Origin of the sequence: Streptomyces sp. NPDC004658, assembly GCF_040609555.1 — a bacterium.
In the GTDB taxonomy this organism is placed as follows: domain Bacteria; phylum Actinomycetota; class Actinomycetes; order Streptomycetales; family Streptomycetaceae; genus Streptomyces.
Map to the genome: position 1 here is coordinate 119,284 of NZ_JBEXKG010000001.1, position 15,790 is coordinate 135,073.

A 15,790-nucleotide genomic window follows, 5' to 3' on the forward strand; every position below is an offset into this window, starting at 1 on the left:
TCCTCTCAGGCGGTCTCGTACCGCGGGTTGAAGGAAAGGTCGACCGCGCTTGCGGGGCCGGAGCCAGCCAGGGTGAAGCTCACCGCGTTGTCGCCCGGCTCCAGACCCCACAGGGTGGCCGCCGGCCAGTTCAGTGCGCCGACCCAGTTCGTGCCGTCCTGGAAGCGGACCTGCGGCGGGTCGGTGCGCACGGTGACCGTCTCCCCGGGAAGCAGGTTGCCGTGCCCGACGGTCGCCGGGTTGAGGGTGAAGGACTCGGTGACCGGCCCGGCCGGGGTCGTCCGGGTCACGCTGAAGGTGATCAGCGTGGCAGGGCCGGTGATCGTCCACGTCGGCCACACGGTGACGTCGCCAGGGTTGGTGACCGTGGTGGCGCCCAGCACCTGGGAGGAGGACACGGTCGGGTACGGCGTGAAGAAGCTGCTCGACGCGGCCTGCTCGCGGTGCACGACGACCGGCACCGGGTCGATCCAGTACGGGTCCTCGCACAGCAGCGTCATGACCGCGACGTCCACGATCCAGCCGGACCCCTTCGTGCCCCGGCCCTCCCAGCCCTCCTGATAGAGGACATCGATCTGCCTGCGGGAGCCGTCCGGGCGGGCGATCTCCAGCACGCCCGGGCCATCCCGCAGGGTGCGGGTGAACGCGGTGGCCAACGCGCGCCAGCGGCCGACGAACTCCATGTGCGTGTCACCCTGCACCTGGAGCGGCCACACGATCTGCCGGGCCTGCGCCTGGGCGTGCCGCAGGGTCGCACCGCCGCGCGCCCGCGGGTCGGTCGTCAGCTCGTACGGCACCGCCCCCAGCCCGGAGACGCCCTCGGCGAGGGTCTTCCAGCCCAGGGACCGCATCGTCAGCGGCCACACCCCGCCGGCCGGGTCGTAGTAGGTGACCGTGGCCCGGCCGAGGTCCGGCAGATGAATACCGCCACCGCCCCCTCCCGCGGGTGGTTGGCCGGTGTCCGGCGGGGTGGTGACGGGGGCGGCGATGAGCGGCATCTACCGGGGCCTCCCCACTCGCGCGAGCGCGTCCTGGCGGCGCTGGAGCGTCTCCAGGTCGCGGATGGTCATCTCTCGGTGCGTCAGGTTGTAGGTGGTGTTCGTGGTGTTGTTCACCACCCGGCGGCCCGCCCCCGCGACGGCACTGGCCGCTGCCAGCTGGGCCGGGGCGGGGGTGTCCACCAGGGAGGCCATCGACCGGTTGACGGCCTTACGACCGGAGTCGATGCCCCGGCGCAGGCCCTCCGCGGTGTACGCGCCGACCCGGGCCATCACCCGCGAGGGGCTCTTGATCCCGAGGGCCTTGCGGATGCTCTTCGACATCGCCTTCGCGATCGTCAGCATCTGCTGCTCGATGCTCTTCTGTTGCTTCTTCAGGCCGTCGACCAGGCCCTGCCCGGCGCGGATGCCCGCCCCGTACATGGCGTCACCGGCGGCGCTGCCCGCCTTACCGGCAGCCGTGACGAGCGCGCCCTGCTCCTTGTTGATGGCCTTAATCTGCGCCGGCGTCGCCGACGCCAGCGAGGCCGCCACAGCAGCGCCCTGATCGACTCCGGCCTGGGCGATCTGCGAGATCAGATCCGCGCGCACGCCCTTCTTCCGCAGCGCGGCGAGGTTCTTCGTGAACAGCTCGGCGGCCTTCCGGTCCCGCTGGAGGCGGGCCAGGATTCCCTCGGGGCTCTGGCTCCCGCTCTGGCCGGTGATGCCGGCGGAGTCGAGAATGCCCTTCTTCACGTCGGCGGCCAACTTGTCCCGGGCGGCGATCTGATCGGCGAGCTTCTTCTGCGCCGCCTTCAGCTGCCCGGCGACCTTCTCTTCCTGCCGCGCCAGGGCCAGGAGCTGCTTCGTGCCCGACGAGACCGTGCCGAGCGCCCGCGATCGAGCCTTCCCCGGCTTCATCGCGTCCGCGATGATGTCGGCCAGCTTCGCCGAGGCCGCCTTGACCTGCTTCTCCGAGCCGGTCAACCCCTCAATCAGACCGCGCGCGATCCACCGCCCCTGAGCCGCCGTCACACGGCTCGGGCTGTGGATGCCCAGGGCCTTGGCGATCGGGCCGGGAATCGTGGACTTGGCCCAGCTGATCAGCTGGGACTTGATCCAGCCGCCCATGGACTTGATGCCGTTCCACAGGCCCTGCACGACATTGACGCCCTTGGAGTACAGCAGACTTCCCAGGTCGCCGATCCCCTTTGAAATGCGGGCTGGCAGGCCGGCCACCCACGACACGAGCGCGAGCGCCTTGGTCACCGCGGCGTTCCGCATGCTCTGGAACGCGCCCGACGCACGCGCGACGAGCGTCAGGCCGAGCGATCCGAGTGCCGCATTGGCGCGGCCGGGCAAGCCAGACAGCCACGAGACGAGCGCCAGCATCTTCTGCACGGCCCAGTCCTTGGCCTTACCGAACCAGGCGCTGACCTGGCCTGGGATCTGCCCCAAGTACGAGAGCGCGCCGAGGACGCCGTCCTTCGCGGACGACACCTTGGCCACGATCCAGTCCCAGGCGGCGAGCGTGCCGGCCTTGATCTGGTCCCAGTACGCGATCACCAGGACGACCACGGCACCGATGGCCATCGCCACCCAGCCGACCGGGCCGAGGCCGACGATCCAGGCGTACGCCATCTGCGCGCCCGCCAGCAGTGCGGCAGCGCCGATCGCGGCGAAAGCCGCGCCGATCACGATGCCGGCCGTGGTGAACTCGGTCTGGTGGTCGCTGATGAAGCTGAACATGTTCTGCATCGCCGGGACGACGCTGGTGCCGAGGAACTCCACCACGTTCTGCTGAAGGGTGTTCTTGAAGGCGGTGACCTTGGACGCCGCGTTGTCGCGCATGCCGTCGCCCAGCTTGTCCGCCGAGCCCTTCGCGCCGTCCATCGCCGCGGAGGCCTTGTCGACGTCTAGGGCGAAAAGGGCCGCTCCCAGATCCTCGCCCGGGCCGCCGAACAGCGTGGAGACGATCTGTTTGGCCTCCTGGCTGTTCGGGCCCAGGTCGCGCAGCCGGTCGAGGACCTTGTCCATCGCCTTCTCACCGCGCTTGCCGCCGGCCGCGATGTCGTCGCCGGTCTGCTTGGCGTTCAGGCCCAGGGACTTGAAGGCGTCCTTCACTCCCTGGGCGCCTGAGGTGGCGCGGAGGCCGAATTCCTTGAACGCGTCGGCGATCTTGTCGGTGTCTTTGCCCCAGCCGCCCTGGATGGCCTGCCGAATGAGACCCATCGCGGTCTGCCCGGAGATGCCAGCCGCCTTGAAGATGGGGCCGTACTCGGTGAAGGTCTCCAGGAGGTCCTCGCTGGCGGTCCCCAGACCCTTCGAGCCAGCAACGATCAGGTCGAAGGCCTCGGTCGCGTTCTTCGCCAGCCCGTTACGGATCATCGTCGCCGCAGCGCCCGCAGCCTGCGAGACGTCCACTTCGAGTAGCTTCGCAACGTCAGCGGCGTTCGTGGCGATAGACAGCATCTGTCGGTTCGTCGCGTTCGGTGGGAACAGACCAGCCGAGGCGATCGCCTTGATGGTGTCGGCGCCCTCTTCAAAGCTGCCGACCACGGCGTCCTTGAAGAGGGCGCCTGCCAGCCTCCCGTACCGGGCGGCCTCGGGTCCCGTCGCGCCCAGCTGCGTGCCCATGACGGCGGTGATCTGCTGCTGATCCATCGCCTGGACAAGGGAGTCCATGAGGTACGCGCCGGCCGCCGCGCCAATGCCCAGAGCCGCCGCCTTCAGCTTGGACAGCCCGGACTCGGCTTCCCCCGCAGCCTGTTCTCCACCGTCCGCTGCGCCGTCCGTGAGGCCGTCCCCGAGGGCCTGCCCTGCCTGCTGGCCGCCGCGGTGCGCGACAGCCTCGGCTTCCAGCGCGGCGGCGCGTACCGCATCGACCAGCTCGCCGCGCATGTTGCGCCACTGGCCGTCAGCGCCACGCACGAAGCCACCGCCGAGCTGCTCGCCGGCCTGCTGTCCGGCGTCCTCGGCGGTCTGCCCGAGCCGGTCGGCGGTGGACCGCATGGCCTGCTCGACGCGGCGCAGCGCCGGGTCAACGGCGCGGTCATCGATCGAGATGATGCCGTTGAGCTCGCCGATCGTCAGGGCCACGGCCGGTCACCTCCTGGGGGTACGGGGTGGTTCGGGAGGTGGCGCGAAGTGCCGTGCGAGGCGGGAGTCGGCGGAGAGCAGGCCGAGGATGCGCATCTGGAGCCAGCGCCAGGTGCGCCGCTGGAGGATGCCGGACTCCACATCGATGCCGTAGACCTGGTGGAGGTCGGCTTCGATCAGGGCCCACTGGGCGAGCAGGCGGTCCCAGGTCAGTTCTGACGAGGCCGCTTGGCCCTTCTTCGAGGCCGGGATGCCGCCCTCGTACCACTCGTAGAGGCCGGTGATCGGGTCTCGCTCGCCGTGGCCGACGCCGAGGAGCCGCGCGACGCCTGCCGACGGGCCGCCCTGTTCGCTTTTCCCGTTTGGCCTGTCCTCCAGAACTGCTGGGCCGTCTCGCGGTCGGTGGTGATCCAGAACATCGCGGTGAGCGAGCAGTGCTTGAAGGCGCTCCAGCTCAGCTCGGCCTTCATTCGGTCGTAGGCGTCGCCGAGGCACATCCGGTACAGGTCCAGCTCCTCGTCATCGCCGAGGAGCGGGGAGTTCGGTGCCTTCCCGCCGGCGGCGAGCCGGGCCGCGAGGGTCGTGATCCGCTCGATGCGGATGCCGTCCTCGGCGGAGGGCTCATCGATGCGGTAGACCCGCACCGTGCCGTCCCGCCCGGGCACCGGCAGTTCGAGGTAGTCCTCAAGGAAGCGGTCGAGGGCCTCGAAATCTTCGGTGGCCATCAGCTGCCCGCCATCGGGTTGTCAATGAGCAGCAGCGGACCGGTGCCGGTGAAGGTCAGCTCCACCTGGTCCAGAGCGGTGTACTCGCCGCCGGACGGTGCCCAGGTGACCAGGGCGGTGCCCTCGTACGCCTCCGGCAGGCCGGTGCGGTCCATGTACCGCAGGTGCACCTCGGAGGACGAGCCCCAGCCGAACGCGGCCCGCCGGATCGCCTCGTGCGTGGGGTGGTAGGTCTTGGCCAGGTCGTTGATCTTCCGGTTGATCGTGACGGACAGCTCGAAGCTCTGGCCGGTCTTGGTGTTCTCGGCCCAGCCGTCCGAGTCGTAGGAGCTGCTGTCCTCGATGTTCGGCTCGGCGGCCGGGGTGAAGGCGGTGATACCCGGCACCATCTGCCAGTCCGATCCGTCCTTCTCCGCGGACATGTCGATCTCCAGTCGCCAGCGGCGGGCGAGTGCGGTGACCGGGGTGGGGGTGGACATGAGGTCCTCCTAGTCGATCAGGTTCGGCCCGGACCGCACGGTCCGGAAGTAGTAGTTGCTGGTCAGCTCCATGCGGCCCCGGTCGTCCTGGCCGATCCAGGCCTGGGACTGCCGCCACGACAGCTCCACGTGGACGCCGCCGGCCTCGTAGTGCTGTCGGTTGTGCAGCACGGAGAACACGTCGTTGGCGAGCTGCACCAGGTCCGTCGGGTCCGTGCCGGCGCGCATACGCACCTGGATGGCGGTGATCGCGTCCGTGGTGTCGTCGTCCGCCACCGGGTACGGGGTCAGGCAGAGCACTCGGTCCGGGCCGTCCGGGGTGCGGCCGAGGACCACTGCGGTGGCATCCGCCGGTAGCACGTCGTCGGGTGAGTAGACGCCGACGCCCTCGGTGGCGAGGAGAGCCGCGATCCCCGTCAGCAGGTCGACGTCATGGGTGGCACTCACCGCAGGGCCCGCCGGATCTCGGCGGCGATGAGCGCGGCGACCTCCTGGCGGGCGCCGTTGAGGCTGTTCTCCAGGTACTTCGCGGTCCGGCCCGGTGCGTGCCGGTAGTCGAGTCGCTCGTGCTGGACGACGGCGTACGGGGTGTCGTAGCTGACCATGGCGGTCAGCGACGGCGGGTCAACGCTCGCCGTCCCGGACCGCTGGAGCGCCGCCTCGTCCAGCGGCACCACCTGGTTCGACTCGCCCAGAACGTGCTCGGCGGCGAGGTACAGCCCGCGGGCTGCACCGGTGCGGAGTGCCTGTGCCGCAGGTCCGGCGTTGAAGCGGAGTCGGAAGCTCTGCGGCACGGCGGCCTCCTATTCGAGTTGGATCTCCACGTGGTCCGGGACGGGCAGCCCGCCGCCGTCCCTGTTCTTGGTCTGGATGACCTTGGTGACCCGGCCGTCGGGCAGCGTCACCCGCGAGAACGGCGGCGCGACGATGCCCGGGTCGGCGTAGGCAGTGGATGTCGAGGTGACCTGCTCGCCGGCCGGGTTGCGGACACCGCGGGTCTGCTCGTCCAGGAAGCAGCGCACCACCACGGCCGGCCCGTACCTGGGGCCCTTGCTGGTGTCGCCCAGGTACGGCTCAACCGTGATCCGGTGCCGCATCAGGAAGCGCGGGATCAGCACGACGTCACCGCGCCCATACGGAAGATGTCCGGGGTCAATTCCGGGCTGAGCAGCGCGTCCCAGGCTTCCGGCGCGAGCTGCCGGGCCGGTGCGTCCCCGCCGGACACCGCCGTCACGGAGCGGCCGAGCTGGACGGAGCCGATGGCGACCGAGCCCCAACCGACCGCGTCCGCGCCGGAAGGGTCGCCGACCTGGTCCCACCAGCCGACCTGGGCACAGACCGCGTCCCGGACCGCGGCGACGACCAGCGGGTGGGTTGGCATACCCGCCTGGTCGACGTCGTACTGGCAGTAGCGGAGGACCAGCCGCTCCAACATCCGTGACGCCGTACCCAGCCGGGCGGCCGTGTCGGCCGGGGCCGGGGACGTCCCGGTGTACTCCTCGTACTGCGTGACCGTCGCGTAGACGTGGCTCGCCATGGGCTGGTCCTCCTTCCCGGTGGCCTGCTATGCGGAGGTGCCCACGATGCAGATGTCGTAGGTGACCGTGCTGCCGCCGCCCGAGTTGGCCAGGCGGAGGACGTCACCGGTAGACGCGGTCACGCTGTAGGCCGTGGCGTCCACCGACCCGGCGATGGCGGCGAACACCGCACCGGGCCGCAGGGTGAGCGTGCCGGTGGCATTCAGCAGCGTGGCCCACGCGCTCGACGCGGCATTGCCGATGACCACGTTGTTCGTGTTCGCCGCAGCCGCAGCGATGACCAGGCCCTTGACCTTGGCGTAGGTGATCGTGTTGCCGAAGGCGTCGGTGAGCACGCCGGCCAGGTCGAGGTCGTCCGTGCCGTTCGCCGCGATCGTGCGGCGCGCGGTGTACGCCTTGTCGGCCTTCCCGGCCCCGGTGCCCGAGGCGAGCGTGACCGCCCGCGACAGGCCGGCCGGGAGCCGGGCGGTACCGAGCCCGGAGGAGCCGGTCAGCTCGGTGAACGCGCTGACGGCGAGGGTGCTGGAGAGCCCCATCAGCTACGCCTCCTCGCCGCCGTACTTGGCGATGAGCAGCTCCTTGGTGAGCTGCGGGATCTCCTGCCGCTCCTCGTCGGAGACCGCCCGCTTCAGGGCGTACTCCACCCACTCGCCCTTGGACGCGGACTTGGCCGGCGGATCACCGGCCTCCTCCTGCTGCTCCTCGGCCTTCGCCTGCTCCTGCGCGCGGGGGCTGCTCGGGTCGGTCGGGGCGGTGCCCGGCGAGGCCTGCGGCCGGGACAGCACACCCTCGGGGCGGCCCGGGCCGGGCGTCTCGTCGTCGCGGAGGCGTTCCCAGTTCGCGAGGCCCTCCAGCCGGGCGTCCTCGTTCTCCCGCTCGACCACGTCGCCGGTGTTCTCGTTGCGGTAGCGGATCATGCCTGGTCAGCTCCCTTGATCAGGACGGCCCGGTTGGCGTCGAGGGTCTTGGTGCCGTACAGGCAGTCGACGGAGACGACGGTCTGCTTGTACTTGATGTCGTAGTCGTAGACCACGCGCAGCGCGAACCCCTCGAAGTTCATGATTGCGGCGTCCTGCGCGCCCGGCGGGATCTCCAGCGTCCGCGTGACCAGCGCGAAAGCGGTGCGGTGGAAGGCGACGTCCACCTCGGTGGTCGGCTGGCCGGTGGCCGGGTTGGCCGCCGGCCCGGCGATGTTCTGCGACATGTACGGGTCGAAGCCGGAGGCCTGAGCGCCGAACTGTGCCTGGGTCAGACCCACCGTGGAACCGCGCTCGTTGGCTGCGCGCCAGATCTTCTCCGCCATCCAGCGGGCCTTGGTGCGCGGGCCGACGACGACGCGCCGCTCGTCCTGCGGGACGTTCTTCGTGTCGAGGATCGCGCCGGCCTCGATGAGGACGCGGGAGTCCGACCACGGGTAGTGCCCGTCGGTGTAGTTGTGATTCTCGCCGTCCGCGTTCTCGGCGACCGCGCCCACTTCCTGGGTGATGTCGTCGCGCAGGGCGAGGAGATCGCGGTCGATCTTCTCGCTGATCGCCTTCATCATCGGATCCAGCAGCTGCTGGCCGAAGTCGTTGATCTCCAGGGTGAGCTGCTCCGTCGTGACCGGGACGCTGACGTCGGCGAAGTGGTTCAGCGTGACCGGGATGCCGGTCTCGGTCGCGTTCTGCGTGACGATGCCCGTGGCTCGGTTGAACTCGTTCGCCGTGAACACTGCGGGCTTGCGCACGGTGATCGTGTCGCCCTGCCGGCCCTGGAAGTCCGGCTCGAAGTCGCGGTGAACGAGCTGCGCCATGGTGGTCGTCTCGTACAGCGTGGCGAGCGCCCTCGTGGCGATCTGCTCGGGGGTGAGGAAGGTGTTGGCCACAAGGGCCTCCCATCAGGTTCGGAGGCTCAGCGGCGTCCCTTGCGGAACGCCTCGCGCTGCGCCTCGATGGTGTTCTTGGACTTGGGCTTCTCCGAGCTTCCGGAGAAGTCGCTGCTGCTGCGCGCGGGGGCGCTTGCGGCCTTGAGCTTGGGGTTGTCGGCGACCGCGGCTTTGATGGCGGCGGTGACCTTCTTCGTGAAGTCCTCGTCGGCCGGGTCGAGGTCTGCGATGGAGCGCAGGAACGCCCGGGAGTCGGTGAGGGCCTCGGGGTCCGCGCCGTGCTTGGACGCGCCGCGGTACACCGCCAGCTCGATCGCCGTCTCCCGGTGGGCGGCCGTGGCCTTCTCGATCTGCGCGGTGAGCGCGGCCGGGTCCGGCGGGGCGTCCTTGTCGTCCTTGATCAGGCCGAGGGCCTTGCCCAGCTCCTGCACGATCTGCGTGCGCGCCTCATCGGCGGCGGCCTTCTTCGCGTTGGTGCGGGCCTTCGCAGCGTCCGCGTTCGCCGTCTTCAGCTCCTTCTGGAGCCGGGCGATCGTGGCGGCCGGGTCCTCCTCGGCGCCCTTCTTCGCAGGCGGCTTCGGCTTGTGCTTGTCGTCCTTGGCCCCGTCGTCCTTGGCCCCGTCGTCCTGGCCGTCGTCGCCGGTCCCGCCAGCGTTGTCGTCGCCAGCGTCGGAGTCGTCCGTGCCACCGTCGTCACCGCTGTCGCCGCTGTCGGATCCGGAGTCGCCTCCGTCCCCGCCGTCGGCGTACAGAAACGGGTCGAAAGGGCCGTTGGCGTAGGGGTGCGCCCAACCGCCGCCGGCGAGCTGGAGCCTGGGAAGGGTTCGCTTCTGCATGCGTGCACTCCTGGTGCGCGTCGGAATGTTCGGCCCCGCGCCTGGCGGGGATTGTGCGATCCGGCCCGCGCCAGGCGGGCGGAAGTCGTATGGCAGTGTCAGCAGCACCCGCTACCGTCGGGGGATGACCACTCACATAGAGAGCGCCCCGGGTGCCTGCCGTAGATGCCAGGGGCAACTGGTCCGTCGTGTCAGGACCTTCGACGCCTTCGGCCAGCGCGCGGTCCGGACAGATCGATCCGAGCCGTACTGCCCTTCGTGTAGCAAGCAGGAGCTGGACGCTTGGGACCGCGAGCATGGCCAGGAGGCGGAGGCATAGTCACCGAGCGGTCGTGAGCTGCTCGCGGTGCGACTTACGGGGCAGGCCCGTCTCTGCGACCAGTTCACGCACCCTCGCCTGATACGCACGCGCCCGCGCGCGGGCGGCCGTGCGAGCGGCGTCGTCCATCGCCGCGGCCTCCCGCCGCTTCCACCGTCGGATCTGCCGCTCCAGGTACCGCTGCTTCTGCGTGTCCTCGTACGTGCCGCGCGACGGCTGCGGCTCCGGGACCCGGGAAACCCCGGGTAGGTACGCCGAAACGCTGTGGCGGCAGTTCGGATGCATCAGCCCCGCCGCGCGCGCCTCCGGCAGCGAGCCCGCCACCCGCACCGTGACCTCGCGGCTGTCCTCGGCGGCGTGCTCGATCCGGACCTCGCGCGCGCCCGGCGCACCGGTGCGGGCGAGGATCTTCCGCTCCCACGGCCGGCACACCGGGCACTCCTCGGGAGCCTGCGACACGATCACCAGGTCCACCCCGGCCGCGCCGAGCCGCTCGGTGTGCGCCTCGATCGCGGCCCGGCCCAGTACGGACCGCGTGGCCATCTCGACGTACGTCCGCATGTCCCACGCCCGGCCAGACCGGTCGATGAACCCGGTGATCCCCCGGTTCGCGAACTCGTCCAGCGCGGACTGCGCGGCCTGCCGACGGGTCTGCGCGCCCAGGGCCGGGCCGGCCGCCGTGCGGGCGACGACGGTCCGGTACGCGTCCAGCGTGGTGCGCAGAAGCCGTAGGTAGACGGGGCCGGTGTCGTCCACGGCTGCGCGGGCGAGCCGGTCCACGACCGGCGCGGTCGGGACGACCTCCGCAGCCCTGAGAGTCTGGGCGGCACCCAGCGCGCCGAGTTCCGCGACGGCCGCCTGCTGCCCGCGGTCGTATGCCTCCGCAACCGCCTGGTGGATCGCCCCGGTGGCGTCGGCCTGGAGGGCGGCGATGACTGCTTCGATGGCGGTCTGGAGGTTGCCGAGAGCGGCCAGCTTCAGCTGTACCCAGGCGGGCGAGTCGATGCCCTCGGCCAGGGCCTGCCGGATTCGTTCGATCAGGACGCCCTCGGCGGCCTCGTACAGGTCGGCGACGGCGGCGGCCAGGTCCTCCGCGAGCGCCGGGGAGACGGGCACAACCGACCACCACCTTCTACGGCAGCGCGCCGGTCTGCATCGGGTCCGGCACCGCGGTGCCGTTCTCCTGCTGGATCCGCTGCACCTCTGCCGTCACCTGCGTGTCGTCCCACTCCGGATGTGCCATCCGCACCAGCGTGTCCGTGGACGCGGCCTGCGCCCGGCGCAGCACGTCCGCCGTGTTCGCCAGCGACAGCGGATCCTCCTGGACGGAGTCCTCGAACTCGACCGACGGCCGCTGCGGCGTCACCCCGGTGCCGAACACGGCCTGGTCGACGGCCAGCAGCGCCTCGATCACGTGGGCCAGCGCTGGCCGCCACCGCAGGACCTTCCGGCCGCGCGTCGTCATCGACCGGCGCTCGCGGGCGTTGACCTCGGTGGCCGTCACCGCGACGTCGCCGCCGATGCCGAAGGTCTGCCCCGAGTAGCCGGCAGACCGCAGGATCTGGTTCACCAGGTCCTCGGCCGTGTCCCGGTGCTCCTGCACGCGGATGGCGAACTGGACTGCGGTGAGCTGGCTGCTGGCGTCGGCCCGGGCCAGCATGTCCAGCCCGGCGTACGCCTCCTGGTCGGGGTTCCATGAGGCGCCGCGCCCGGGCCCGTTGGACTGGAGGTAGGCGTTCGGGACGATGATGCGTCCCTTGCCGAGGCGGATGTCCCGCATCCAGCTGGAGTAGGTCTCGTCCAGTGCGTCCATGAGCGGCTCGACGCCGTCCAGGTCGCTGCGGCCGAGGTCCTGAAGCCTGCTCTTGGAGCGCCAGCGGCGAGAGGACTGGTTCGGGATGTAGGCAACGTCGAGGCCGTCATACCCGGTCGGGATCGCGCCGTCCTCGTTGACGTCGGCGGCGAAGGGCGCAGTGGCCGGGTTGTCCTCCAGCGGGACGGGCCGGCCGAGGCTGTCCCCGGTCCCCTGGTAGAGGCCGTGCAGGATGACGCCGGACTCGTGCCGTTCCAGGTGCCGCCAGACCTGGCCGTCCTCCTCGCCGACAATGCGCCAGAAGGTGACAGCGGCGAGCCTGCCCCATCGGAACTCCGGGACTGCGCGGTCGGCGTGAACGGCGTCGATCCACGGCCGGTCGGCGATGTCGGTGTCGTAGACCGGCCGGAGGTACACGCCGCCGAGCGCGGCCCCGACTTCCGCGGCGGTCTGGAGGGTAGCGAGCAGGCCATCGTCGGTCAGCTGGTCCAGTCGGTCCTGGGTGTCCTTGTCATCCACGACGAACTTTGGTGGCTCGCTGAACAGCAGGTCGGCCGAGCCGCCGCACAGGTCACCGGCGATCGGCACGTGGAGCTTGGTGCGGCGCTCGCCGGGGGCGGTGGGGGTGCCCCACCACCAGCGGGCGATGCGTCCGACGACGCCGCCGGCGTACTGGAGCCGCTTCGGATCGGGGCCGCCGCCGGTGCTGCCGCCGTACAGCTGCTCCAGGCGGTCGGGGTCGCCGCTCCACCAGGTATCCCAGGTGTGCATGGCGTCGAGGGCCGGAGCGAGGTACGGAGGCGGCCAGGCGATGTCACCCGTGGGCAGTGGCATCCGGCACCTCCTCGTCGTCCGCGGGCAGACTCTCCAGTCCGTCGGCGGTTGCGCGCAGCACAGCGGCCACAGCTACCCTGACGTCGCCCTCCGTGTCCTTGCCTACTTCGACCTCAACCCACCCGGCTTCGAGGGGCTCGGCGTTGCTGCCGACTTGGAGGTAGACGGGCAGGCGCACGATCGAGCCGTTCATGCGGCCACCTCCAATCTGGTCGGTAGGTATGGACGCCACAGGGACTCGGTCGTGCGCACTCCGTAGCGGAGCGCGTCGCAGCTGTGGTCGTTCTCCTTGATCGGCTTGTCCTCGCCGCGTTCGGCGGCTTCGTCGTCCCAGCTGTAGCCGGGGAGTTCATCGATCAGGCCGGCGGCGGACTCGTGGATCAGCAGGTCTCCTGCCGAGAGCAGGGAGGACACGGTGCGGATCCCGTCCAACACGGCGTTGTCCGCGGCTGTCACGCCGGCCACGCCGTCGCGGTGCAGCTGCTCGATGTACGACGACGCGGACGGGTCCACGATCGTCCACTCTGGTGCGACGCCGATCACGTTCGTGCCGGGTTGTGGCACAGCCGCGAGCCACTGCCGACGCGCCCGCGAGTACTCGGCGTCGGTCATCTGCTTCCGCTCGCGCCTTGAGTCGTGCCGGTATTCGGAGACGACGTACAGGCGCCGGTCCGCGCCGAGGCCGATCAGGAGGTCGGCGTAGGGGTTGACGGTGCCGTAGTCGATCGCGTCGCACAACCACCGGTCGATCCGGGGCAGCGTGGAGACGACGTGCCTCTTCACGTCGAACTGCTCGTAGATCGCGCCTTCGCTCTGGACCCAGTGGCCGAGGATGTACCGCCGGTACCAAAGGCCGGTGAAGTTCCGCTTCATCCGGGCCTTGTAGTCCTCGCTGAGCGCGGGGTTGTCGTCCATGACGAAGTGCCAGGTGCGGATGCCCAGCTCGTCGGCTCGGTTCAGCCACTCCTTCTTCGCCCAGTGGCCCGGATTGTCTGGGTTGGTCGTTGCGAAGATCAGCGCGCCGGGCACGCTCATGCGGTCGACCAGGCGCTTGAAGAACTCCTTCGGGAGCAGTGTCAGCTCGTCTACGTACGCGCCGGCGCCGGTGAGGCCGCGGAGCCGTGCTTCGGCCTTGGCGTCGTTGGCGGTGATGACCTCGATCTGCCGGCCGAGGATCCAGGCGACGCTGGAGCCGCGCGTGTAGGTGACCAGCTTGGCGATCTCGGGGCCGACGATGCTCGGGTCTTGCAGGGGCCCGAAGACGTTGCGGGCGACGGTGTCGTAGGTCTTGCCGACGACGACCAGCTGCCCGCCCTGGGGGGCTGTCACGACGTACATCAGCCAGCGCAGGAGGCTGGCGATGGTCTTGCCCGACCGGACCGAGCCTTCCCAGACGTTGAGCCAGGCCGTGGAGTGGGCGATCGAGCGTTCCTGCTTGTCGGACAGCCGTAGCTCAGTGGTCTCCATGGCGTTCGCGGAGCTGATCGAAGAGGCTCGTGAGCAGCGAGCCGACCTTGTCGGCGCCGCCCTCCTCCTTCGGTGGGGCGAGCTTCAACGAGCGGTCCACGGCCGTGGCCACGACGCCCAGCAGGGCGCGTTTGTCGGACGGTGTCGGTTCGGGGGCCTCGTACGTGTCGAAGTCGTGGTCCTTGCCGCCCCAGTCGAAGTACGTGTGCGGCTGGTGGACTTTCTCCAGCTCACGCTCGGCGACGTCCTGGAGGCGTTGGGCGAGAGCGGCGCGGCGGGCGGCGAGGTCGGCCTGCCTGATCTCGGTCGCCTGCCGGACCTGGGCCGCTCGGGCGAAGGACAGGCCGAGGCCCTTGGCGATCTCGCTGATCGTTCGGCCGGACCGCCCGAGGGTCTCGGCGATCTCGTTGCGGCCTTTGCCCTCAGCGTGGAGCTGGCGGACGCGCTCCCGGTCTTTGTCGGTGACCGGCTTGGCCTTGCCCATGGCGGTCACCCCCTGGACATGGCGAAGGCCCGCGCGGTGGCGGGCCTTCGAAGCTTCTGTGTCCGGGCATGCCGGACTTGGCCCCAGGATGGATCATGTCGTCCTGAGATGCAAGCAGGTCACACCTTGCAGAAGCCGAGACCCTTCAGTGCCTGGTTGATCTGCTTGCCCTGGGCCTCGGTGGTCGTGACGTCCTTGTACGTGAAGCGCTGCGACGCCATCCAGTCGATCCGCTTGACGCCAGTGTCGTTCAGCGATTGGCACTGGTTGCGGGCTGCTTCGATGGCCTTGTCCTCGTACTTCACGATGTCCGGGTTGGCCGCCGCCAGAGCGCGGAGCAGCTCGGCACGCTTGGCGCCGGTGGGCTTGGGCGGCATGCCGGCGGCCTTTTCGGCGGCGCTCCAGTCGATGCTGGGCGTCGCGGAGTGCTTCGGCTTGCCAGGCTGGGTGGAGTCGCTGCCCGAGGAGCAGGCGGTGAGCGCGAGGGCGGAGGCCGCGAGCAGCGCGGCGCTGGTGATGCGGGTGTTCATGGATCCCCCCATGGACGGCTGTGGCTGAAGGGCCATCATGCCGCTCGTGAAGGCGGGGTGAAGGCGCTGGGGGGAACTGGCTGGGAGAAGCCGGCGTCAGAGTCGGGTGAGACGACGCGGCGAGGAGGGGTGCATGGGGCCTGTGCAGTGGGGCGACGTACCGACTTGGGTGGCATCGGCATTCGCCGGCGCGGCAGCGCTGTTCGCGTACCAGACGATCAGGAGTCAGCGGCAGCAGATCGGCGAGCAGCAGGAGTTCATCGCAGAGCAGTCACAGTTCATGGCCGAGCAGACACGCTTCATGGACGAACAGCGGCAGAACCTTGAGCTAGAGCGGTCGGAGCTGCGTGCCGCAGCGGAGGATCGGAGGGTGGCGCAGGCTCGGCGCGTGCGCATGGTGGCACGTAAGGAAGGTGCCACGACGAACGACCAGGGCGCGGACATGCAAGCGACCCACTGGAGAGTGGAGGTACGGAACGAAAGCGATGCACCGGTGAGGAACGTGGAGGTGCGCTTCGGCACGGCCTACAACTCGGCGGACGTGTACGAGTTGTGGTCGGAGCCCGTGCGGTTTCAGCGACTTATGCAGCTGGTGGAGTTGGTGGGGCCGGGCCGAGCCGTGATCTTCATGTCCCAGCGATACTCGGCAGCGATGGTCCACAACAACCCGCCCAAGCTGTACTTCACTGACCAGAACGGGACCCGGTGGGTGGTGGACGCCCGCGGCGACCTTCAGCCGACAACGCAGCAGCCGGGCAACCCACCGTCAGCGGAGTAATTCGGGTAGGTGTTGCACACCCTCGATCCCGAGAGACTCCCAAGATC

20 protein-coding genes are annotated in these 15,790 nt (G+C 70.0%); 1 reads left to right on the forward strand and 19 read right to left on the reverse strand.

The window, feature by feature from the left end:
- Nucleotides 1-5: 5 nt before the first annotated feature.
- The 19 genes from ABZV94_RS00570 to ABZV94_RS00660 form a co-directional block, all read right to left on the reverse strand.
- Nucleotides 6-998 carry a phage tail protein gene (locus ABZV94_RS00570; RefSeq protein WP_356335686.1) on the reverse strand — a complete coding sequence of 331 codons (993 nt, stop codon included), beginning with the start codon at nucleotides 996-998 and terminating at the stop codon, nucleotides 6-8.
- A complete protein-coding gene (locus ABZV94_RS00575) occupies nucleotides 999-4,076 on the reverse strand; it encodes a phage tail tape measure protein (protein WP_356335688.1) in 3,078 nt (1,025 codons plus the stop codon). It lies immediately after the preceding gene.
- A 6-nt stretch (nucleotides 4,077-4,082) separates the two neighbouring features.
- Entirely contained in the window at nucleotides 4,083-4,217 is a 135-nt protein-coding gene (locus ABZV94_RS00580) for a hypothetical protein (RefSeq protein WP_356335691.1), read from the reverse strand.
- Between the two features lie 68 nt (nucleotides 4,218-4,285).
- The gene (locus ABZV94_RS00585; RefSeq protein ID WP_356335693.1) at nucleotides 4,286-4,801 is read right to left on the reverse strand and encodes a hypothetical protein; all 516 of its coding nucleotides are present in this window, start codon (nucleotides 4,799-4,801) and stop codon (nucleotides 4,286-4,288) included.
- A complete protein-coding gene (locus ABZV94_RS00590; protein ID WP_356335695.1) occupies nucleotides 4,801-5,280 on the reverse strand; it encodes a phage tail tube protein in 480 nt (159 codons plus the stop codon). The genes ABZV94_RS00585 and ABZV94_RS00590 overlap by 1 nt, the downstream gene beginning before the upstream one ends.
- Nucleotides 5,281-5,289: 9 nt before the next feature.
- The gene (locus ABZV94_RS00595) at nucleotides 5,290-5,727 is read right to left on the reverse strand and encodes a minor capsid protein (protein ID WP_356335697.1); all 438 of its coding nucleotides are present in this window, start codon (nucleotides 5,725-5,727) and stop codon (nucleotides 5,290-5,292) included.
- A complete protein-coding gene (locus ABZV94_RS00600; RefSeq protein WP_356335699.1) occupies nucleotides 5,724-6,074 on the reverse strand; it encodes a hypothetical protein in 351 nt (116 codons plus the stop codon). Before ABZV94_RS00600 ends, ABZV94_RS00595 begins: the two co-directional genes overlap by 4 nt.
- Nucleotides 6,075-6,083: 9 nt before the next feature.
- Nucleotides 6,084-6,398, reverse strand: a complete 315-nt coding sequence (locus ABZV94_RS00605; protein ID WP_356335701.1) for a hypothetical protein — start codon at nucleotides 6,396-6,398, stop codon at nucleotides 6,084-6,086.
- Nucleotides 6,392-6,817 carry a hypothetical protein gene (locus ABZV94_RS00610; RefSeq protein WP_356335703.1) on the reverse strand — a complete coding sequence of 142 codons (426 nt, stop codon included), beginning with the start codon at nucleotides 6,815-6,817 and terminating at the stop codon, nucleotides 6,392-6,394. Before ABZV94_RS00610 ends, ABZV94_RS00605 begins: the two co-directional genes overlap by 7 nt.
- 27 nt (nucleotides 6,818-6,844) lie before the next feature.
- Nucleotides 6,845-7,354 carry a hypothetical protein gene (locus tag ABZV94_RS00615; protein ID WP_356335704.1) on the reverse strand — a complete coding sequence of 170 codons (510 nt, stop codon included), beginning with the start codon at nucleotides 7,352-7,354 and terminating at the stop codon, nucleotides 6,845-6,847.
- Nucleotides 7,355-7,357: 3 nt separating this feature from the next.
- On the reverse strand, nucleotides 7,358-7,735 hold the full coding sequence (locus ABZV94_RS00620) for a hypothetical protein (protein ID WP_356335706.1): 378 nt from the start codon (nucleotides 7,733-7,735) through the stop codon (nucleotides 7,358-7,360).
- The gene (locus ABZV94_RS00625; RefSeq protein WP_356335708.1) at nucleotides 7,732-8,682 is read right to left on the reverse strand and encodes a P22 phage major capsid protein family protein; all 951 of its coding nucleotides are present in this window, start codon (nucleotides 8,680-8,682) and stop codon (nucleotides 7,732-7,734) included. Before ABZV94_RS00625 ends, ABZV94_RS00620 begins: the two co-directional genes overlap by 4 nt.
- 26 nt (nucleotides 8,683-8,708) lie before the next feature.
- The gene (locus ABZV94_RS00630) at nucleotides 8,709-9,518 is read right to left on the reverse strand and encodes a hypothetical protein (RefSeq protein WP_356335710.1); all 810 of its coding nucleotides are present in this window, start codon (nucleotides 9,516-9,518) and stop codon (nucleotides 8,709-8,711) included.
- Between the two features lie 319 nt (nucleotides 9,519-9,837).
- Nucleotides 9,838-10,953 (reverse strand): phage minor capsid protein, encoded by a 1,116-nt coding sequence (locus ABZV94_RS00635; protein WP_356335711.1) that lies wholly within the window; start codon nucleotides 10,951-10,953, stop codon nucleotides 9,838-9,840.
- Between the two features lie 16 nt (nucleotides 10,954-10,969).
- A complete protein-coding gene (locus ABZV94_RS00640; RefSeq protein ID WP_356335714.1) occupies nucleotides 10,970-12,484 on the reverse strand; it encodes a phage portal protein in 1,515 nt (504 codons plus the stop codon).
- Nucleotides 12,465-12,677 carry a hypothetical protein gene (locus tag ABZV94_RS00645; protein WP_356335716.1) on the reverse strand — a complete coding sequence of 71 codons (213 nt, stop codon included), beginning with the start codon at nucleotides 12,675-12,677 and terminating at the stop codon, nucleotides 12,465-12,467. The genes ABZV94_RS00640 and ABZV94_RS00645 overlap by 20 nt, the downstream gene beginning before the upstream one ends.
- Nucleotides 12,674-13,951 (reverse strand): PBSX family phage terminase large subunit, encoded by a 1,278-nt coding sequence (locus ABZV94_RS00650; RefSeq protein WP_356335718.1) that lies wholly within the window; start codon nucleotides 13,949-13,951, stop codon nucleotides 12,674-12,676. Before ABZV94_RS00650 ends, ABZV94_RS00645 begins: the two co-directional genes overlap by 4 nt.
- The gene (locus ABZV94_RS00655; RefSeq protein WP_356335720.1) at nucleotides 13,938-14,435 is read right to left on the reverse strand and encodes a helix-turn-helix domain-containing protein; all 498 of its coding nucleotides are present in this window, start codon (nucleotides 14,433-14,435) and stop codon (nucleotides 13,938-13,940) included. Before ABZV94_RS00655 ends, ABZV94_RS00650 begins: the two co-directional genes overlap by 14 nt.
- Nucleotides 14,436-14,554: 119 nt before the next feature.
- Nucleotides 14,555-14,965, reverse strand: coding sequence for a hypothetical protein (locus tag ABZV94_RS00660; RefSeq protein ID WP_356335723.1), 411 nt, complete (start codon nucleotides 14,963-14,965; stop codon nucleotides 14,555-14,557).
- A gap of 133 nt (nucleotides 14,966-15,098) precedes the next feature.
- Between ABZV94_RS00660 and ABZV94_RS00665 the strand changes: the two genes are divergently transcribed.
- Complete coding sequence (locus tag ABZV94_RS00665) at nucleotides 15,099-15,743, forward strand: hypothetical protein (protein WP_356335724.1); 645 nt, start codon at nucleotides 15,099-15,101, stop codon at nucleotides 15,741-15,743.
- The last annotated feature ends 47 nt before the right edge of the window (nucleotides 15,744-15,790 follow it).